The following is an 18,107-nucleotide window of genomic DNA, read 5'->3' as shown; positions in this document are numbered from 1 at the left end:
ATGAACACTCAGCCGTCCAGCAGGACTTGGCCGACGACGCCGAGCAGAAACCCCAGCACGGCTCCGACGGCGGGCAGCTTGCGGTCGCCGTCTTTGGCTTGCGGTGCGAGATCTTGGAACGTCAGATACAAAATTCCGCTGGCGGCAAACAGCATGATGAATGCGACCAGTTTGGGGTACGCCGACAGATAGCTGAATCCGATCCAACCGGCGATCGGCCCCAGCGGCACCAACGCACACAGCAACCCGACGATCTTCCAATCGGAACTTCCGCCGCTGGCTTTCAACTCTCGAAACGAATTGAAACCCTCGGGCAAGTTTTGCAACCCGATCAAGAGCGCCAGCAACGCGCCCGTGCTTTCGCCATGAGCGAACGCCGCGCCCAACGCGATCGCTTCGGGAACGAAATCCGACACCATCGCGACCAACTGAGCGGCCGAACTCTTCGATCGAGCCAGCACCGTTTCCAAACCCCAAAACGCGATGCCACCGATCAAGAACGCCAGCACGATCCAGCCGAGCGATAACTCACGCACGCCCTCAGGCACCAACACCAACGCGACCGCCGAGATCAACACGCCGCCGCCGAACGCGATCACGCTGTGCCGGAACTCGTCCTCGATCCACTGCGGCGAAATCCGCTCGAACATCGCGAGCACGCCACCGACCGGCATCGCCGCCCCCGCGATCGTCGTCATCACCAACACCTGAATTAGCTCACTCATCCGTCGCCCCCACCCGCTTCACCGCCGCCCACCAAACCCAAGCGATCAACACGCCCTGCAGCGGCAACCGAGCCACCAACGCCCAAAACGGAATCTCCGGAAACCGATCCGCGTGCAAAACCATCTCCACGTTCGCCGGAAACACCGCCACCAACAACGCGATCAATCCCCACCCCGCCGCCCGCCGCAGCTTCGGCACCGCAACGCCAATCCCGCCAGCCATTTCAAAGAACCCCGACACGTAAACCGAAAACAACGGCCAAGGCAAATACGCCGGCATGATCTTCAAGTACATGTCCGGCGACACGAAGTGATTCACGCCGGCGGCGATGAATAGCAGCGAGATGACAAAACGAGAGACGGCTGTCATGCTAGAACCAGACCAGAGCAAGATCGGCAATTACGTCGAAACATTTTCGCCCAGCCATACCTCAGCTCGTTCGATCCGTTTTTCGACGAATTTCACATGATTGCGAAGTTGTCGCATGATTGGATTCCGCTTCGGGCTATCGGGATAGAAGGTTTTCGCCGATCGGCGAGCGTAGGAAACAAAATTCCGACGCCCGATGTGTGTGCAGCGATCAAAGATCTTTTTCCGATTGACACGCTTCTTGCCGCGGCACTGTGCGGCGCGGCGAAGATTCTTGACCAAACGTGTTGCTCGCTGTTGATAGCGAGTGATCGTTTTTTGCTTCAGCACCGTTCGAGCCCCATCGAACTCAAAGCCTAAATACTCGACAGGAATATCTGCCCGAAGTGCGAGCTCATCATCTACCCGGAACTCGTGAAAACTCTCTTTGTCCTTGTTGCTTTTCAAGTCGACTGCTTCAAGCTCGTCCCGAACGCGGGCAATCACATCGCTCGCCATGCCTACCGGAGCAACGATCAAGATGTCATCCGAGTAGCGGCGATAGAGTCCACCGATCTCGTCAGCGTACGAAGCAAGAGCCGCATCGAAATCAAGCATGTACAAATTCGACAAGACAGCACTCGCCGGCGAACCCTGGGGAATTCCGGCCGTTTCGTCATGTTTTTGGACGACGCCCTCCCGCTTAAACAGCTCACGCAGGCGATCCATGTCACTTAGTCGCTTCCGCGTTTGGCCCGGTTGCGACTTTCGCGATAGCGATGCTTTCTTGATTTCGGCTTCGTCCAAGAAACGATCCAGGTCGACGAATCGGTAACGAGTAAGCTGCTTAAAAATCGCGAAGTGATCAGATGGAATTCTTTCGCAGCCCAGCACTCGACACCACAATTCCTTCAGCCGTTCGTGGTCAAGGTTCTCGAAAAACGACGTTACATCAACGGTCACGACATCGCATTCGCCAAAGGTCTCGATGAAGTCGAAGGCTTCTTTGGCTGCGGTGATGTTGCTGGCCTTGGCTGCCGTTTTGCGGTAGGCAAGCACGCACTGGGCGATGCCAAGCTCCGCTAGTTGATGCTCGTATAGTTGACTGACAATCTGGGCGTAACGCGAATAGATACGGGCATCTTTGTGTGCCGCATAACGAAGCGGCCGTTCTTTCGGCTTCACCTTACCGAGGTCGCGTTTGTAACGCCGCTCGATCTTGGTCCGGCCGATGAACGGCAAGAAAGGATGTATCGCGACATCCTTCGGCTTGAATTCTTGAGTCTGGTTGTCCAGACCATGCCACACATCGTCAAAATGACGATAGCCCCGACGCCGTAATTCCGGCGGAGTCTTTTACAGCACCGGAATCCCCGTTTGCATTTTGGTGCTGAAGAAGTGCAAGCGAACCGACGACGTGCTGTTCATCAACGCCGAAAAACATTTCAAGAAAGGCAAGCGACAGAATTTCCTGTCAGACACGCACATCGACAAGATCATCGACACCTACCAGCATCGCCGGATCGAAGACCGCTTCTCCGCCCGCATAGAGATGTCGAAGATCGCCGACGAAGAGGACTACAACCTCAACATCTCCCGCTACGTCAGCACCGCCGAACCTGAGGTCCAAATCGACTTAGCCGAAACACATCGCAAGCTTGTCGCAATTGAAGCCGAGATCGAAAAGGCCAAGTCAGAACACAACAGCTACCTCAAAGAGCTTGGTCTCCCGCCGCTACCATGAGGTTGCGCGTTGGTCAGAGTGTTTCGGCGAGCAGATTCAATCGATGTTGCTGCGGTTCGCGGACAGCCGACCCGGCAAGTTTCGCCAGAGAGTTGACCATCGGGTTTGAAACCACCTTTCGATAGCGAGACGAACGATTCACCACAAATCTCCGATGACCTTGCTGCCGCGATCGGCGAAGCCAAAGTGTCCCTCGAAGCCGCTCAAGCCGAAGTGGGAATCCCCGGCGAAAATGAACCCGATGACGAACGTATCGAAAAGCTGAAAGCCGGCATCGCCGCAATCGAAGCCAAAGCTGCCGCGATTAGCGACCAAGCGGGGGCAGCCAGCGAGGTCGACCTCCCGCCAGCAACGCTCGAAGACGATGCCGTTGCCTTGGAACTGAATCGCGAGGCCCAAGCCTCGATCGACAACTTCGCCGGTACCGACGTTGGTGAATCCACCGGCGAATCGGTCACCGGCAAATTCGATTCCCGCGGACTGGACTTCGGCAGCGGTGCCCGGCGCATCGAACCGCTCGGCAATCCACAACCTGCGGAAAAACTGGAGCCAATCCAGCTCGACAACGAGCCCGAAGTGATCGCCGCGCCGCAATTGGTGATCGAGGAACCAGAACCCGAGGCGGATGCAAACGTCGCCATCGAAGAACCATCCCTTGTCGCAGAACCGCTCGCTGAACCACTGCCCGCCGACAACATCGAATCGGGCTTACAACAACTCAACGATCGACTTATCTCCATCGGACAATACCTCATGAAGTCCAACGAATTGCTCGCCGGCGGAAGCAGTAACCTCGATCAAACCGGCGAACGCTCCGGCCTCGGACTAAGCGAAGACGTCCAACGAGCCATCGTCGAAACCGCTCACAACACCCGCAAGCTCGCCGAACGGTCCAGCGGCGGCGGGCTGGTGTTTAGCTGATGAGCATCTCTGCTGGCGGATACAACTTCGAGGTCGCGGCGTTGTCCCCCAAGGCAACTCGTGGAACGCAAACGACCGACACGGTTTCCTACGTGGCAAATTCCGGTGGTGGCGGAGTCGATCCGGCCGCCGCTGCCGCCGCGTTGCTGCAACACTTCCGCACGACCCAACCGGAAACGATCCCGTTCCTGCGAATCGACGCGGAACACATCAACGAGAAATACGCACTCGTCACCGCGAACCTGAACGAGACCAAACTCGATCCGGTTTCGTTCAACACCACCGGCGCGACAACCCACGTCAATCAGTCGCTCGGCACCCGCGGCATTTACGCCGCTCCTGGCAAGACCGCACCCAATTATCGCGGTGCGATCGGCGTGAGTGACTCCGGCGTGTCCGGCGTCGACATCACCGTACCCGCTTTCGAGTTCTCGGTCCGCAAGAAGTTCGAGTTCGTCTCGACGTCCTACTTGCTGGCCGTCGTCGCGATGACGGGGCGAACCAACTCAACCGACTGGTCGATCTTTGGCCCCGGCGAAGCCTTGTTCCTCGGCGGTGAAGGAGGTGAAGACGACAACAACTGGGTCGACATCACCTATCACTTCGCCGCTCGTCCCAACCAAGCCGCACTGCAACTTGGTGAAATCGGTACCGTCAATAAACGAGGCTGGGATTACCTTTGGGTGAAGCACGACGAAGAGGTCGTCGGCGACCGCGTGTTGCAAACACCGGCGGCGGCTTATGTCGAGCAGGTCTACCCCGAAGGCAACTTTAACGCTTTAGGAATCTCATAGTTGGCAAGACGCGTTCGCCCAGGTGATCAGCTTCGCATCTCGGCGACCGAGTACAACCGACTGCTCGCCGCGGCCGATGCGTCGCACCGCAACCGGCTTCCCGGTGGCGGCGGACCGCGGACGCACCTGCGAAACGCATCAACGGTTCGCGTTCACAACAAGTCCGGCGCGGTCGTTCCGATCGGCGGCATCGTCGGCTTTGAAACGCCGCTGACCGATCCAACGGCCGGCCCCGTCGAACTGGCCCGCTTCGTTCGTGATGCCACGATCGAGTGCATCACGCCAACCGAAGACGAACACAGCGGTCGCGTTGGCGTCGCCATCGAACCGATCGCGGCGGACCAAGTTGGTCGAGTCGTGTTCGATGGTGTCGTCGCGGCGCAGGTCGACGTCACCAAAACGTGGCATCGCTTCGCCGACGTTGCCGAATCCGGTGGCGACACGTTGCAATCCAAGCCCGACGGTTCGGCACAGATCCTGTGGCGGAAAGATCTCTCAACGACTGGTCTGCAGTGGGCGGTCGTTCGAGTCGGCCGGCCCGCTGATCCAGTTTACCTCGTCGAGGTTCCGATTGGTGGCATCGCGGGCCGGCGAGGGATGCGAACGGGCAGCGCGGACTGCGACTTGTATCAACTCGACAAAGCGGGCGAGATCAATGCGGTAACCGACCCGGCTGGCGACACGGTACGAATCACCGCTCGAAATCACTCGGCGCAGCGTATTCGCGGACCGATCGCGGATTCGCCGAAACAATACCTGGAAGTGCAGTTCGACGGTCAACGATCGTGGGTGATCGACCCGCCCAAGCAAACGCTTCTGTGCAAGCCAGCGAAACGTATCAAAGCAAAGTCGTGGGGAACGGCTCGCGAACTTCGGTTTGATGGTGGATGGAAACCGATTGGCCCTGCCGTCTCGGTCTACAACGTGTGCGATTACGCATTGCTGGCAAGCCAACAGATTGTCTGTCACTTCCACGAAGACACGTCGGCGTATTTGACGATCGGTTGCCGATGCTGTGATGGCAGCAGTAGTTCGAGCAGTTCATCAAGCTCCAGCAGTTCGTCGAGTTCAGGTTCCAGTAGCAGTTCTAGCAGCGATTCATCGTCCAGCAGTTCCTCGTCGTCTCCCTCGTCATCATCCTCTTCTTCGTCATCGGGAAGCTCATCAAGCATCAGTGGTTCATCGAGTAGTTCGAGCATGAGCAGTTCAAGCTCATCGAGCATGTCGTCAAGTTCCAGCAGTTCTCTGTCATCTTCCAGTAGCAGCTCATCCGGTTCTAGTTCCTCGAGCAGTGGATCGTCGTCATCGTCGTCCGGCAGCCCATCGTCCTCATCAAGCAGCGGCTCGTCATCGAGCAGCAGTTCCGGCAGTTCGTCGTCTTCATCAAAGTCATCTTCGAGCAGCGATTCATCCTCAAACTCGTCGTCATCCGACAGCAGCGATTCCTCCCTCAGTTCATCTGCATCCAGCAGCAGCGATTCAAGCCACAGTTCCAAGTCTTCATCCAGTAGCGTCAGCAGTAGTCAATCGAGCGATTCCTCGAACAGCAGCGATTCAAGCACCTCGACAAGTCTTCCGAGCGTAAGCAGTTCATCCAGTTCCGACGGTTCCTCGTCTTCATCGAGCGGTTCGTCAGACAGTTCGTCGAATTCTCAATCAAGCGATTCATCCAACAGCGATTCAAGTGACTCGACCAGTCTGCCCAGCATCAGTGGTTCATCCAGCTCCGATGGGTCATCGTCCGCCTCGAGTGATTCGTCGGACAGCTCGTCAAACTCACAATCGAGTGATTCATCCAACAGCGAGTCTAGTGACTCGAGCACATCGACCAGCCTGCCCAGCGTCAGTGGTTCATCAAGTTCCGATGGGTCGTCGTCCGCATCGAGTGATTCGTCAGATAGTTCGTCCGACTCCCAGTCCAGCGACTCATCGACAAGCGAATCGAGCGATTCCAGTACGTCGATCAGCCTGCCAAGCGTGTCCGCGTCCAGTTCATCGGCGAGTGATTCGTCGACGAGCAACTCGCAATCAAGCGATTCCGGTTCGTCGAGCGATTCATCGACCTCGCAATCAAGCGAATCAGCCAGCACGCCATCCATTAGCAGTTCGCAATCGTCCACATCCAAGAGTGCGTCATCGACCAGCGAATCATCGACATCTGAATCCAGCCAGTCCGTATCAAGCACATCAGAAAGTGAGTCACGTAGCGAGTCAGACTCGGAGAGCGTGCCTTCGTTTAGTTGGAATTCGTCAGCGAGTAGCGAAAGCGATTCCGTATCAAGTGAGTCCGAATCGGAATCCGACTCGACGTCGCCATCAGCCAGCGAGTCGGGCAGCGATTCCCAAAGCGAATCAAGCATCGACCGCAGTTCAGACTCGCAAAGTTACTCAGCGAGTGCTTCGGCATCATACTCGGATAGTGCCTCCGCCAGTGGGAGCCAAAGTGGTTCTGCATCAGGCAGCGGATCGGATTCCGGCAGTGATTCAGGATCAGGCAGCGTAAGTGCATCCGAACCAGACAGCGATAGCGGATCGGCCTCCAACTCACGATCAACGAGCACATCGGATTCTGGCAGTGACTCGCGAAGCGATGACTCGACCAGTGTCCCGACGTCATCAAGTGTCTCTGGTTCCGATTCAACTTCAAGGTCGACTAGCAACTCGGGATCGGAAGGTTCTGACAGTGATCGGCCCAGCGAAAGCGACGACCCGAGCGTCGGCGATTCATCGGGAAGCAACAGCGATCAACCATCCGAGAGCAACGACTCGACATCCGACTCAGACCCACCCAGCGATGGTTCCGATCGCCCGAGCGGAAGTGCGTCCGATAGCAGTGATGGCTCCAATCGGCCGAGTGAAAGCGATTCAACCGAGGAACCATCCGAAGACAGCAGCGGATCCAGTGAACCTTGCAACAGCACGTGGATTTGGTCGTGCGGTTGGGAGTTGGTGAGCAGCGATTGTGAAGACCCCGGCGACCCACCCAGTTCGTCCGGTTCATTCGATGGCGCGGTAGCGGGGATGACAGCATGATGCATTGTCCACATCTAACACCCGACAACCAATGCGAAGTGGCATGCCAACTCGCTGGGTGTCGCGTGCAAACCACGCCGACCGCGTGCAACGCGTGCCAGATCAACGATAACCCGTGCGCGATCAACGTCGTCACCATCGGCATGGCATTGGTCAACAAGAAGCGACGCAAACAAAACGTCATCGAGTTGGAAGCACTTCTTCGCAACTACATGCCGGACGAAGACCCGATGCCGGCGACGCTGAAGATGAGTAGCTACCGGCCCGGTCCCGGTAACGAACTCAAAAAGATGATCGCTTGGTTTGCAAAGCCAAGCGAAACATGCAACTGCGAAACCCGTGTCGACACGATGAACGACTGGGGTGCCGACGGTTGCCGCCAAAACATTGACACGATCGTCGATTGGTTACTCGAAGAAGCCCAAGCAAGAGGACTCCCGCATGGAAGGTTTACATCAACAGTCGCCCGCAGTCTCGTCAACACTGCCATCCGCAAGTACGAGCGAAAATTCCCTGAAGGGGCACCCGAACCAGACCAAGACGATCCGGAGGACGAATTCGATCGTTGAACGCTGTTTCCTAATGAACCTCGATCGTCGCGATGATCGAATGCAAGAATGGATGAGGCAACTCCCCGATCCCTGGCCGTTCCCCGAACCGGAGCGGTTCGCCGCGATCGACGGCCGCCGCGTCGCAACACCCCCGCAGTGGCGTGCAGGAAACGGAGCGTGGGGATGCTACCGATCTCACTTACTAATTCTCGAAAAGTGTCTGCTCGAACACATCGACTCGTACGTTGTCTTTGAAGACGACGCGGGATTCGGCGACGACTTCTGCGAACGGCTGCAACAGTTTATCGCGGAACTGCCTGCCGACTGGGGAATGGCCTACCTGGGCGGACAACACCTTTACGCCGGCAAGAACCCGCCACACAAAGTCAGTGAACACGTCTACCGGCCCTACAACGTGAACCGCACTCATGCGTTCATGGTGCGAGGACGCGAGGCGATGAAGACACTCTATCGCCATCTCACTTGGAACGATTGGCACACCAAGCATCATATCGACCATCACCTCGGTCGATTGATTCAGCGTCGCTACCAAGCACTCGTTCAAGGAAAGAACATCCAAAAGGAATCCATCGCAGTTTACACGCCCGATCGTTGGCTCGTTGGACAACTGCCGACCAAGTCCAACATCTGCGGTCGAAAATGGAGTCAAACGCGGTTCTTCAACGATGCGAAGAACGCCGATCATTCCGACGCACCGTTCTTTGCCGTCCTCGGCCCGCACCGCGCCGGCACATCATGCGTCGCCATGGTCATGCATCATCTCGGCGTTCACATGGGAAACCAGCTTGGCGGCTACGAAGCGACCGGAGGCGGAGAGGCACTCGGGTTGGCACAGCTCTGCGAAAAGGTGATGCGTTTCCCTGCCACCGATCCGAATGTCAGCGACGACCAACTGACTCAAATGCTCAAGTCGTGGATCGTCAGTCGCAAATCGGAAGCCAACCGCGACAAGACTGTCTCCGGCGCAAAGTATCCGCATCTATGTCGCTTCGTGAATCACCTTCACGCCGGACTGGGCGATTCACTGCGAATCATCTCCGTCGAACGAGACATCGAAGCGTCGATTCGTTCACTGCAGAATCGCAGCGCGAAACATCGTGGCCAATGGTTCGCGGCGAACGACGAGGACTGTGAGGTTCTGCAACGCAGTCTCCGCGATCACCGAGACAACTTCATCGCAGACCATCCCGAAGTGCCGGTATTCCGGATCGAGTTCGCCGAACTGGTGACGTATCCCGAGGAGGTGATCAGCAATCTGGTCGAGTTCCTCGGGATCACGCCAACCCAGGATGAAATCCAGTCAGCGATCGAACACGTCAATCCGGATCTTAGGAAGTTTGGGTGAGCATCATGGTGAATAGCATCTCAACAGCAGACATTACATTCTGCATCAAGACGATTCACCGACCTTGGTCCTGCCATCGCCTGGTCAAATCGCTGCGCGAGCACATCGCCGATCCAAGGATTGTTGTTGTCGACGACGGTCGGCCCGAGCTTCGATTCAGTGAGAAATATCCAGAAACCGCTGAGCTTTGCACGGTCATCAACCTTGATCAGCACGATGTGGGCGTTGGAGTAGGACGTAACGCGGCGATCGACGCGGCGCAGACCGAGTTCATTTTTCTGCTGGACGACGACCATGTTGTCACGCCGGACTTTCACATCGACCGCGTTTGCGAGTACTTCACGAAGCACGAACTCGACATCCTTGCCGTCCGACAAGGTGGAGGCGGTCGACCCACGATGCTTTCGCCGCTGATGAACGGCAAACGCATCTGGATGCATCGGGGCGAGAAGAAACGTGTCGGCACCGTTGCTTGGTGCGACATGGTCAGCAACGCGTTTCTCGCTCGCAAAGAAAAGATCGCGACGCTCCGTTGGGACGAAGCCCTGAAAACTTACGAGCACTGGGAGTTCTTCTACCGGGCGAGTCACCTTGCCAATCTGCAAATCGCGGTCGCGACGGATTGTTCAGTCGTCCATGCACACGTGGCCGGCACTGGCTACGGCAACCTGCGGGGAAGATCGAAGTTCCGTGCGATAGGGCTTCGCAAGCACGGTTTCCATTCGATGCGTTATCCAGGAGGTCAAATCGTCCGTGCGTGAACAAATCACTTTTTGCATCAAGACGATTCATCGCCCGCAGTGTTGTGCCGCGCTCGTCCGCAGCATTTACCAACTCTACGGCGAAGAACGACCGGCAATCCACGTGCTCGACGATGGAAAACCGGAGTTGCGATTCTCGTCGAGTTGTCCCGACGAGGCGGCAATGGTCGATCGACTTATTGAAACCGAGTACGACATTGGCTTGTCGGCCGGTCGCAACCGGTTGCTCGACGCTGGTGACACCCCGATGGTGGTCTTTGCTGACGACGATCACTTGGTTACCAACCAAACGCGTCTGCCGGAATTGGCTGTCAAGTTGAACCGTCACCATGACCTGGATCTCTTGGCCGGTCTATCAAATCTTCAAGAACGTCCAAAGCTGATGAAGTCTGATGGTCGGACGCTGCGGATTCCGCATGGGCACTACAAGCGACGCGGCTCCATGCGATGGTGTCACTACGTCGGAAATTGCTTCGTGGCCTATCGAGACATCCTCCAAGCGATCCGCTGGGACGAATCGCTCAAAGTCGAAGAGCACTGGGACTTCTTCTGGCGATGCAAGCTCGCCGGCGTCAACGTCGCCTGCGATGTGTCTCATTCCTTTAGGCACGAACACATCGACCCACCCGGCTACCAGCGGCGAAGACCCGAGTTCTTGACAACAGCCATTCGGAAGCATGGACTCGACCGAGTCATGTGGCGCTGACGCTGTCATTCATTTCTAACCATCCATAGAGCCGACCACCCAGCCAATCACTGATTCATTCAGTCACGGCGTCTCTGGTAAATCTCGCTGACACGAAATGGAGTTCTCACATGCACGCGTTCATGCGATGCCTCACAGTATTGATGTTCTTGGTCTTTGTCTGCGCCGAGTGCTCAGGCCAAACCTACCCCGATGGCACGTTAGTGATGTCCCGCTTGAAAGGACGTTTCGGCAACTTCCTTTCTCGCGTGACCGGAACGCACTACACGCACACAGCGATCGTGATTGATGGCAAGGTTTGCGAGTCGACCTTTCCGCGAGCCAAATGCACACCACTCGATCGCTACGCGGCCGGCAAGCCTTGGACGGTGCGTTACGTTCCTCCAAGCGAACCACTCACACCCACACAAGTGCAAGGAATACGCGACTATGTTCGGCGAAACGTTGGACTGCGTTACGGATTGAAGCAGTTCTTCAATCCTAACTCTCGCCCCGATGGACGCATTTACTGCAGCCAGTTCGCTCATGGAGCACTCTCGTCGGCTGGCATTCAACTTCCGTCGAAATCCTGGCACACCCCGGATCGTCTTCTACGCGGATCGCCGATTCACTAATGAGTTCGCCAAACACTCCTGACATTACAGGCGATCAAGCGATGATTGAACTGCCCGCGTTGGAATATCACCTCGCACACAGTTGCAACCTCTCGTGCCAACAATGCAGCCACTATTCGAATCTCAAGCTGGCCGGCTCAATGCCGACCGTCGAGCAAGCCGATGCAGACTACTCACGATGGTCGCAACGTTTACGTCCCAAACGCTTTGCCCTCCTTGGCGGCGAACCACTGTTGAACCCAAACGTGATCCAGCACATTCATCTCGCGGCAGATCACTGGACCGGCAGCGATTTGATGCTAGTCACCAACGGCTTCTTTTTGCATCGATTTCCTGACCTGCCGGCGGTTCTGGTGGAAACCGGTTGCCGACTCGAAGTCAGCCAGCACGGTACGCACGATGACTACGTCAAACGATTCCGCGAAGTCAAACATCTTGTTTGGCGATGGCGCGAGGATCACCCTGGCATCCAAATCAAGATCCGCCAATCCCATCGCGGTTGGATGCGGCAGCACAATATCGAGAACGGTAAGCCGATGCCGTTCGATTCCAATCCCAACGCAGCCTACCGTGTCTGTCTTCAAAAGACCTGCACCCAGCTCGGCGAGAACGGATTCTTGTTCAAGTGCCCTGCCTTGGCCTACTTCGCCCAACTCGAGTCGAAGCTGAAGTTGAACAACTTGCCCCAGTGGCAACTCTTTCGCGACTACAAAGCGATCGCTGCCGATGCCACCGACGATGAGCTTCGCACCTTCATCGAAACCAAGGCCGTACCGCAGTGCGGACTCTGCCCATCTCACCGCACCAAGTTCGTTCATCCCAACCCCCTGCAACGAAGTACATTGCTATGACTTATGGTTCCATCGAGCCCGACATGCCACCGTTCCCGTTTGTTCCGCCTTTCGACCCGCCCGGAAGCGAGCCTCCGTACCTGCCTGAAGGCAGTTCCACCGATGACGATGGTTCGAGCGACAGCTTCGGTCCTCGTCCGCCTTGGTGGCCCGAAGACTTCCCATGGCCACCCGAGCCCGAGGAGCCCAACGTAGTCGAATCCTACCCGCCCATACACGTCTGGCCTCGACTACCGCCCGACCATCCCTATCACGTCCCGCCCGGCTTCTCGGCCCCAGACAACCTGCCGCCCGGTCACCCCGGCGAAGCCTACCCCGGCATGCCCGACTACCACGTCGTCCATCCCAGCGACTGAGGCGACGACCGGCCCAGGCACCCCGGCATTCTTGTTGACTGGCCACCGTCCTACGAAGACGACGAAGAATATGACTTGGCAACACTAAGCGGCGGCAAAACAAAACGCTGGCGTCCCACATTGGGGCGTCAGCGTTTTTTCGTTCTGAGACTGAAGGGTTGCGTTTAGCTTGCCATCGCAGATCGCATTCTTCTGGTGATTGTGATAGGTAAGGCAGGACGGGGTCATCGTCGTCGACCTAGTCCGTGTCCTCTTAAGCTTTTGGTTTGTAACCGAGTAGACGCAGGGCGTTAAAAACGACGACGAGGGTGCTGCCTTCGTGGAGGGCGACGGCGGGGCCGATGTTCAGTCCGAGGATCGTGGCGGGGACGAGGAAGGCGACCATGCCGAGACTCATCCAGAGGTTTTGTCGAATGATTCGTCGTGTTGCGCGGCTGAGGCCAATCGCGAGTGGGAGGTGGTCGAGGTTGTCGGCCATCAGAGCGACGTCGGCGGTTTCGAGGGCAACATCGCTTCCGGCGGCTCCCATCGCAATCCCTACCGACGCGGATGCCATTGCAGGAGCGTCGTTGACACCGTCGCCAACCATTGCGACGCCACCTTCGGTTTGCAGCTTTTTGATCGCGTTGACTTTGTCGTCGGGCATCAAGTCGCCTCTTGCTTCGTCGAGGCCGACTTCTTTTGCGACCGCGTCGGCGACCATTTGGTTGTCGCCTGAGATCATGATCATTCGCTTGATGCCGAGTTCGCGAAGCCGCGAGATGGTTCGCTTTGAGGCTTCTCGCGGCGTATCCATCAATCCGATGACGCCGAGGTAGCGATCGGCACGGCGGACAATCATTGTGGTGCGACCATTTTGTTCTAGTGATTCGACGATCTCGCGAACGCTGTCTGGTAGCGGCGGACCGTCGACTTCGGCGAACAAGTCGTCTTTGCCAATATGCACGACGTCCCCTTCGACCGTCGCCCGGATGCCGCGTCCCGTGATGCTTTTGAGATCTGTTGCCTCTGGAATCTCTCCCCCACTCCCAGACTGCCCATCACCCAATCGCTTCTTCCCATCGCGGACGACTGCCTTGGCAAGCGGGTGTTTGCTGAGGTCTTCCACTGCGATTGCGGACCGCAACAGTTCCGATTCTTCAACGCCATCCGCCGTGCGAACATCGGTGACTTTTGGTTCGCCTTCGGTGAGCGTGCCAGTTTTGTCGAACGCGATCGAATCGAGACTGCCGAGGCTTTCCAATGGCCCGCCTCCTTTGATAAGGATGCCGCCGCGAGCGGCTCGCGCGACGCCGCTGAGCACCGCACTAGGTGTCGCGATCGCAAGTGCACAAGGGCTGGCGGCAACCAGCACCGCCATTGCTCGGTAGAACGAATCACTGAAGGTTTCGTCGATAACCAGCGGTGAGAACATCAAGAGCACGACGCCGGTGATGACCGACGGAACAAAGTATCGCTCGAACTTTTTCGTGAACTTTTGCGTTGGCGAAACCCGCGTTTCCGCTTCGCTGACCATTGTCACGACGCGAGCCAGCGTGTTCTCCGATGCGATCTTCGTGACCCAGATTTCTAACGATCCCGATTGATTGATCGTGCCGGCAAAGGCTCGATGTTCCGGCGGAAGTGATTCGGATTCAGCCGCTGCGGCTTCAATATCGCGAACAGGCTGTTTGTCGACAGGCACGCTTTCGCCCGTGATTGGTGCTTGGTTAACGCTGGACTCACCCGCGATCACGAAACCGTCGGCTGGGACTCGTTCGTCGGGTTTGATGATGACGGTGTCGCCAACGACCAAGTCTTCGACGGGAATTTCTGATTCATTTCCATCGCGTCGAACACGTGCGGTTTTAGGGGCGAGTTCGGATAACGCTTCGATGGCTCGTTTGGCTCGCCCCATCGCGTAGCCTTCCAATGCGTGACCGATGCTGAACAGGAACAGTAGCAACGAACCTTCGGCCCACGCACCCAGCGACGCGGCACCGGCGGCAGCCACGATCATCAGGAAGTCGATCTCGAACTTGCCCGCACGAATCTTTTCGATCGCTTCGTTGACGGTGTAGTATCCGCCGAAGAGGTAAGCGGCGATGAAGCAACCGACCGGAATCCACTGGTTGAGTTCGGCAAACGTTTCAATCAGCCAGCCGACCAACAAGAACGCACCACAGAGGATCGCGAAGATCAGTTCCGACTTCGACCCGAAGATGCCTCCGTGGGCATGGTCGTGTCCGGTATGGTCGTCATCGTCTTCATGAGTTTGCCCATCATGGTCGTGACCCGCGTGAGCGTCGACTGTTGTCGAAGTCTGCCATTGGTGAAATGCGTCCGCGATTGCGGACTCGCTTGTCAGCTTTCGATCGTATTCGACTCGCACGGTTCCGTCGGGCGATATCACCGCTTCGAGAACTCCGTCGATGCGGTTCAAGCGAGACTCGATCGCCGATGCGCGGCGAGCATGGATGGCGGGCGACTTCGACAACCAATGACCATATTGCTTGTCCAATTCAGCACCGGCGCGTCGTGCCAAATCGCGAACCTCGCCCGTCGACACCACATTCGGGTCGTAGTGAACGCAGACTTGGCCAGGGCTTTCATCACTCGGTTTGAGCAAGTGTGCCGCGTCGATTCCTGCTTTGTTTTGCAGCAACTCCGCCAGACGTCTGATGCACGAATCGTCCGCATCGTTGACGGTAGGTAGAAGCAGGTTGAGTTCGATTTTTTCTTTTTTCATGCGTGTGTCGATCTCACTTGGAGTTATTCGTCGCCGTTTCGCTTATTCGCTTCCAGCATCACCAGATGCGTGCCTTGATTGGATTGCAATAGAAAAAGCGACGGCTTTCCAGGTTCCAGATCCTTGGTGACCTCTGCGTACTGGCTTAGATTTTCGATTCGCTGATCGTTGATACGAGCAACTACCATGCCAGCCGCAATGCCTTCACGATACGCTTCACTATCGTAAGAAACATGTGTAATCAACGGGCCATGGGAACCTGGTGGAAGGTCAAGCTCGCGAATCATCGACGGTTTTAGCGTCGAAAGTCCCAGGCGGTTGGGCGAGTCGTAGTGCTCGAATGAATCCGTCGGCGGCGACTGGGGCATCGCCGGTGTTGCGCTAGTGTGCGAAGTGTGTTTCAGCGAAATCTCTAAATCAATGACCTCATGATCGCGAAGCACTTTCATCACGTGTGATTTGCCAGTCGCCACGTTCGCGTTGATTGAGTCCGGGGCAAATGATTGCGTGACCGTTTTGCCGTCAAACTCGGTAATCACATCACCCTCACACAAACCCGCAAGGCTGGCTGGCGATCTCGGCATGACGTCTTTCACATACAGCCCGGCCTGAAGCGATGGCTCCAACAGTTTAGCCATGTCGGGAGTCAGCGGTTGGGTTTCAAAACCGAAACGGCATCGCTCGACGTAGCCGTTCATGCGAAGTTGGTCTGCGACGTCTTTGGCAACGCTGATCGGTGTTGCCAAACCGATGCCTTGAAATTCGCCAGTCATCGTGATGGCTCCTTCAATGATTCCGACGACTTCGCCGTGCAGATTCAGTAACGCTCCGCCGGAACTGCCGGGATTGGTGCAGGCGTCGTTCTGAATCAACGGATAGGGTGAACTCGGAACCCATCGCTGCGTCGAACTGATGATGCCTGCACTGACAGAACGTTGAAGATCGTAGGGAGAAGCAAGCGATATGACCCAATCGCCAACACTCAGGCTATCGGAGTCCGCGAACTTGACTTCTTGCAGATCGGCTGCGTCCTTGAGTTTGATTATCGCCAAGTCAGATACTGGATCGCAAACGACTTCGCTGGCATGGAGCTTTCGCCCGTCCGCCGTTCGCACAAATACTGCGTTGGCATTTTCAACAACATGGCTGCAAGTGAGCACCCAGCCTTCACGGTCGATAATGACGCCTGATCCCTGGTCGTCGGGAGATTCGAGCGTCGATGTGGTATGCCGAAAATTTGATATCGTAGGTTGATGACTGTGATTCGTCTGTTCACGTAATCGCATGGGAAGTGTCATCCTTGGCCCACGCAAGGCGTAGACAGTCACGATTCCGGGTGAGACCCGATCCGCAACATTGCGAACAAGCTTCGACAGATCGTTTGCCAATACGGCGTCCGCCTTAGATTCGATCGAAACAGGTTCCGCCGCAATGGATGTCGTCGCGATCACGAACGTAAACAAGTAGCAAACAAAGGTTCTGCAATCAAACTTCATGGGAGGTGATTCCGTTCGAGAGGTGAATCCGTTTAGTTCTGTTTAGAAAAGGCGATATCACTGCGGACCACGGTGACGCCCGGAGTGGTTCGAGCGATCGCGACAACTAACGCACGATCGTTGACTTCATCGACAGTACCAGTGAGAGTTACGTGCCAGGGCTGATCGCTGGAAACATGCACTCCATCAAAGCCGAATCGCTTGATGATGCGTTCGACTCTAACGTTGAGCGGTTCGGGATTCGCAGGAGGATGCCTGGAGTTGTGTGAGTTCACTTTGCGGCCTCGTACAAGATTCGCTCGTATTTGAGCCATCGTCGAAGTTGCCGTTTCATAACCCGGGCGATGATGTAGAGAAGAATGCCGCTGCCGAGCAGGATGTACCACGATTTCTCGATGGCGACGTTGCCTTGCTGAGCTTCGTGCAGCGCTAATTCTAGTGCCGGGAAAGTCAAAGCGATGACCGCGACAGCAGCGGATTCGGCTCGAATGACTTTGGGAATGTCCAAAGGGAGTTCCGCCGACTTCCATTGTCTTAGTCTTGGCAAGAATGCGGGGGTGCGATTAGACCAATCTGTGAACACACCGCCGAACTTTTCTCGCAAGAACGCTTCCTCGGTGAACATGATGCGTTCGTAGTACAACGTGAATGCCATCAGGAAGACCGCGACCAACCAGGGGGCAGCGGAGTGCAACACGATGCCCAGGGCAATCAAGAAGTTGCCGAGGTACAGTGGATGCCGGACGACGGAGTAGAAGCCAGAGGTGTTGAGTGTTTCGGCAACTTGCGTTTTCGTGTTGCGCCCCGACGTTCCGTCAGCGGCATGCCCAACCGCGTGACACCGAACCGCTAGTCCGACTAGCGAAACACCTAGACTGACGATGCTCCAGACGAAATGCAAATTGGGATGCGATTCAATCACGGGATATCGAAGCACGGCGGTCACGATCAACGGTAAGAACACGAAGGGCAGATAACTGCGCCAGCGGAACAGCCAGGATCCCGTGCGTTCAAATTCTTCAACGAGTGCCATAGGAAATTCTGTATTCAGATTGGGAGACGAAAAACGGTTCCCGGTGCGTCGGCTGGTGAGTGACGCGGTCCGGGAACCT

General features: G+C 56.6%; 21 protein-coding genes and 2 pseudogenes. 10 read left to right on the top strand and 13 right to left on the bottom strand.

Going from position 1 to position 18,107, the window contains the following annotated elements; all coding sequences use genetic code 11:
* Positions 1 to 8 precede the first annotated feature (8 nt).
* The 3 genes and pseudogenes from Poly51_RS17185 to drt2 form a co-directional block, all read right to left on the bottom strand.
* On the bottom strand, positions 9 to 725 hold the full coding sequence (locus Poly51_RS17185) for a ZIP family metal transporter (RefSeq protein ID WP_146459005.1): 717 nt from the start codon (positions 723 to 725) through the stop codon (positions 9 to 11).
* Positions 718 to 1,095, bottom strand: coding sequence for a DoxX family protein (locus Poly51_RS17180; protein ID WP_146459004.1), 378 nt, complete (start codon positions 1,093 to 1,095; stop codon positions 718 to 720). The genes Poly51_RS17185 and Poly51_RS17180 overlap by 8 nt, the downstream gene beginning before the upstream one ends.
* A 30-nt stretch (positions 1,096 to 1,125) precedes the next feature.
* A pseudogene (drt2, locus tag Poly51_RS17175) lies at positions 1,126 to 2,400 on the bottom strand (antiviral reverse transcriptase Drt2); the annotation flags it as partial.
* Between the two features lie 34 nt (positions 2,401 to 2,434).
* On the opposite strand from drt2, the pseudogene Poly51_RS17170 reads away from it, so the two are divergent.
* The 3 genes and pseudogenes from Poly51_RS17170 to Poly51_RS17160 form a co-directional block, all read left to right on the top strand.
* Positions 2,435 to 2,818, top strand: a pseudogene (locus Poly51_RS17170) (N-6 DNA methylase); the annotation flags it as partial.
* 105 nt (positions 2,819 to 2,923) lie between these two features.
* Positions 2,924 to 3,739 (top strand): hypothetical protein, encoded by an 816-nt coding sequence (locus tag Poly51_RS17165; RefSeq protein ID WP_146459001.1) that lies wholly within the window; start codon positions 2,924 to 2,926, stop codon positions 3,737 to 3,739.
* Positions 3,739 to 4,533: a hypothetical protein gene (locus Poly51_RS17160; protein ID WP_146459000.1), complete on the top strand. Its 795-nt coding sequence runs from the start codon at positions 3,739 to 3,741 to the stop codon at positions 4,531 to 4,533. The genes Poly51_RS17165 and Poly51_RS17160 overlap by 1 nt, the downstream gene beginning before the upstream one ends.
* A 138-nt stretch (positions 4,534 to 4,671) precedes the next feature.
* On the opposite strand, the gene Poly51_RS17155 is transcribed toward Poly51_RS17160, so the two are convergent.
* From Poly51_RS17155 to Poly51_RS17130, 6 genes are all read right to left on the bottom strand, one after another.
* Positions 4,672 to 4,983, bottom strand: a complete 312-nt coding sequence (locus Poly51_RS17155; protein ID WP_146458999.1) for a hypothetical protein — start codon at positions 4,981 to 4,983, stop codon at positions 4,672 to 4,674.
* Between the two features lie 45 nt (positions 4,984 to 5,028).
* Positions 5,029 to 5,313 carry a hypothetical protein gene (locus Poly51_RS17150; protein WP_146458998.1) on the bottom strand — a complete coding sequence of 95 codons (285 nt, stop codon included), beginning with the start codon at positions 5,311 to 5,313 and terminating at the stop codon, positions 5,029 to 5,031.
* A 185-nt stretch (positions 5,314 to 5,498) separates the two neighbouring features.
* Complete coding sequence (locus Poly51_RS17145; protein ID WP_146458997.1) at positions 5,499 to 6,029, bottom strand: hypothetical protein; 531 nt, start codon at positions 6,027 to 6,029, stop codon at positions 5,499 to 5,501.
* Between the two features lie 156 nt (positions 6,030 to 6,185).
* Positions 6,186 to 6,893 (bottom strand): hypothetical protein, encoded by a 708-nt coding sequence (locus Poly51_RS17140; protein WP_146458996.1) that lies wholly within the window; start codon positions 6,891 to 6,893, stop codon positions 6,186 to 6,188.
* A gap of 24 nt (positions 6,894 to 6,917) precedes the next feature.
* Positions 6,918 to 7,271 (bottom strand): hypothetical protein, encoded by a 354-nt coding sequence (locus Poly51_RS17135; RefSeq protein WP_146458995.1) that lies wholly within the window; start codon positions 7,269 to 7,271, stop codon positions 6,918 to 6,920.
* A 6-nt stretch (positions 7,272 to 7,277) separates the two neighbouring features.
* Positions 7,278 to 7,571, bottom strand: coding sequence for a hypothetical protein (locus Poly51_RS17130; RefSeq protein WP_146458994.1), 294 nt, complete (start codon positions 7,569 to 7,571; stop codon positions 7,278 to 7,280).
* Between Poly51_RS17130 and Poly51_RS17125 the strand changes: the two genes are divergently transcribed.
* The 7 genes from Poly51_RS17125 to Poly51_RS17095 all read left to right on the top strand — a co-directional run bounded on the left by Poly51_RS17125 (position 7,563) and on the right by Poly51_RS17095 (position 12,771).
* Complete coding sequence (locus tag Poly51_RS17125) at positions 7,563 to 8,135, top strand: hypothetical protein (protein ID WP_146458993.1); 573 nt, start codon at positions 7,563 to 7,565, stop codon at positions 8,133 to 8,135. The two genes, Poly51_RS17130 and Poly51_RS17125, sit on opposite strands and share 9 nt — an antisense overlap.
* A gap of 13 nt (positions 8,136 to 8,148) precedes the next feature.
* The gene (locus Poly51_RS17120; protein ID WP_146458992.1) at positions 8,149 to 9,483 is read left to right on the top strand and encodes a glycosyltransferase family 25 protein; all 1,335 of its coding nucleotides are present in this window, start codon (positions 8,149 to 8,151) and stop codon (positions 9,481 to 9,483) included.
* A gap of 5 nt (positions 9,484 to 9,488) precedes the next feature.
* A complete protein-coding gene (locus Poly51_RS17115; protein WP_246114571.1) occupies positions 9,489 to 10,244 on the top strand; it encodes a glycosyltransferase family 2 protein in 756 nt (251 codons plus the stop codon).
* Entirely contained in the window at positions 10,237 to 10,950 is a 714-nt protein-coding gene (locus Poly51_RS17110; RefSeq protein ID WP_146458990.1) for a glycosyltransferase family A protein, read from the top strand. Before Poly51_RS17115 ends, Poly51_RS17110 begins: the two co-directional genes overlap by 8 nt.
* A gap of 122 nt (positions 10,951 to 11,072) precedes the next feature.
* Entirely contained in the window at positions 11,073 to 11,564 is a 492-nt protein-coding gene (locus Poly51_RS17105) for a YiiX/YebB-like N1pC/P60 family cysteine hydrolase (protein ID WP_222435878.1), read from the top strand.
* The gene (locus Poly51_RS17100; protein ID WP_146458988.1) at positions 11,564 to 12,415 is read left to right on the top strand and encodes a radical SAM protein; all 852 of its coding nucleotides are present in this window, start codon (positions 11,564 to 11,566) and stop codon (positions 12,413 to 12,415) included. Before Poly51_RS17105 ends, Poly51_RS17100 begins: the two co-directional genes overlap by 1 nt.
* Positions 12,412 to 12,771, top strand: a complete 360-nt coding sequence (locus Poly51_RS17095; protein WP_146458987.1) for a hypothetical protein — start codon at positions 12,412 to 12,414, stop codon at positions 12,769 to 12,771. Before Poly51_RS17100 ends, Poly51_RS17095 begins: the two co-directional genes overlap by 4 nt.
* A 253-nt stretch (positions 12,772 to 13,024) precedes the next feature.
* Here the strand turns inward: Poly51_RS17095 and Poly51_RS17090 are convergent, their stop codons facing one another.
* The 4 genes from Poly51_RS17090 to Poly51_RS17075 are packed head-to-tail and all read right to left on the bottom strand — an operon-like array spanning position 13,025 to position 18,028.
* Positions 13,025 to 15,499: a heavy metal translocating P-type ATPase gene (locus tag Poly51_RS17090; RefSeq protein WP_146458986.1), complete on the bottom strand. Its 2,475-nt coding sequence runs from the start codon at positions 15,497 to 15,499 to the stop codon at positions 13,025 to 13,027.
* Positions 15,500 to 15,522: 23 nt separating this feature from the next.
* A complete protein-coding gene (locus tag Poly51_RS17085) occupies positions 15,523 to 16,995 on the bottom strand; it encodes a trypsin-like peptidase domain-containing protein (RefSeq protein WP_146458985.1) in 1,473 nt (490 codons plus the stop codon).
* A 32-nt stretch (positions 16,996 to 17,027) separates the two neighbouring features.
* Entirely contained in the window at positions 17,028 to 17,270 is a 243-nt protein-coding gene (locus Poly51_RS17080) for a BON domain-containing protein (protein WP_146458984.1), read from the bottom strand.
* Positions 17,267 to 18,028 (bottom strand): methyltransferase family protein, encoded by a 762-nt coding sequence (locus tag Poly51_RS17075; RefSeq protein WP_146458983.1) that lies wholly within the window; start codon positions 18,026 to 18,028, stop codon positions 17,267 to 17,269. The genes Poly51_RS17080 and Poly51_RS17075 overlap by 4 nt, the downstream gene beginning before the upstream one ends.
* Positions 18,029 to 18,107: the final 79 nt, after the last annotated feature.

Source organism: Rubripirellula tenax (assembly GCF_007860125.1).
Lineage (GTDB): Bacteria > Planctomycetota > Planctomycetia > Pirellulales > Pirellulaceae > Rubripirellula > Rubripirellula tenax.
Note: the sequence above shows the minus strand (reverse complement) of the source record. Positions and strands in the feature narration are given on the sequence as shown.

Excerpts from the sequence above, each read along its gene's own strand:
- Poly51_RS17185 (WP_146459005.1), bottom strand. The coding sequence starts at position 725 with ATGAGTGAGCTAATTCAGGTGTTGGTGATGACGACGATCGCGGGGGCG.
- Poly51_RS17180 (WP_146459004.1), bottom strand. The coding sequence starts at position 1,095 with ATGACAGCCGTCTCTCGTTTTGTCATCTCGCTGCTATTCATCGCCGCC.
- Poly51_RS17160 (WP_146459000.1), top strand. The coding sequence starts at position 3,739 with ATGAGCATCTCTGCTGGCGGATACAACTTCGAGGTCGCGGCGTTGTCC.
- Poly51_RS17140 (WP_146458996.1), bottom strand. The coding sequence starts at position 6,893 with ATGCTTGATTCGCTTTGGGAATCGCTGCCCGACTCGCTGGCTGATGGC.
- Poly51_RS17125 (WP_146458993.1), top strand. The coding sequence starts at position 7,563 with ATGATGCATTGTCCACATCTAACACCCGACAACCAATGCGAAGTGGCA.
- Poly51_RS17130 (WP_146458994.1), bottom strand. The coding sequence starts at position 7,571 with ATGCATCATGCTGTCATCCCCGCTACCGCGCCATCGAATGAACCGGAC.
- Poly51_RS17120 (WP_146458992.1), top strand. The coding sequence starts at position 8,149 with ATGAACCTCGATCGTCGCGATGATCGAATGCAAGAATGGATGAGGCAA.
- Poly51_RS17115 (WP_246114571.1), top strand. The coding sequence starts at position 9,489 with ATGGTGAATAGCATCTCAACAGCAGACATTACATTCTGCATCAAGACG.
- Poly51_RS17105 (WP_222435878.1), top strand. The coding sequence starts at position 11,073 with ATGCGATGCCTCACAGTATTGATGTTCTTGGTCTTTGTCTGCGCCGAG.
- Poly51_RS17100 (WP_146458988.1), top strand. The coding sequence starts at position 11,564 with ATGAGTTCGCCAAACACTCCTGACATTACAGGCGATCAAGCGATGATT.
- Poly51_RS17095 (WP_146458987.1), top strand. The coding sequence starts at position 12,412 with ATGACTTATGGTTCCATCGAGCCCGACATGCCACCGTTCCCGTTTGTT.
- Poly51_RS17090 (WP_146458986.1), bottom strand. The coding sequence starts at position 15,499 with ATGAAAAAAGAAAAAATCGAACTCAACCTGCTTCTACCTACCGTCAAC.
- Poly51_RS17085 (WP_146458985.1), bottom strand. The coding sequence starts at position 16,995 with ATGAAGTTTGATTGCAGAACCTTTGTTTGCTACTTGTTTACGTTCGTG.
- Poly51_RS17075 (WP_146458983.1), bottom strand. The coding sequence starts at position 18,028 with ATGGCACTCGTTGAAGAATTTGAACGCACGGGATCCTGGCTGTTCCGC.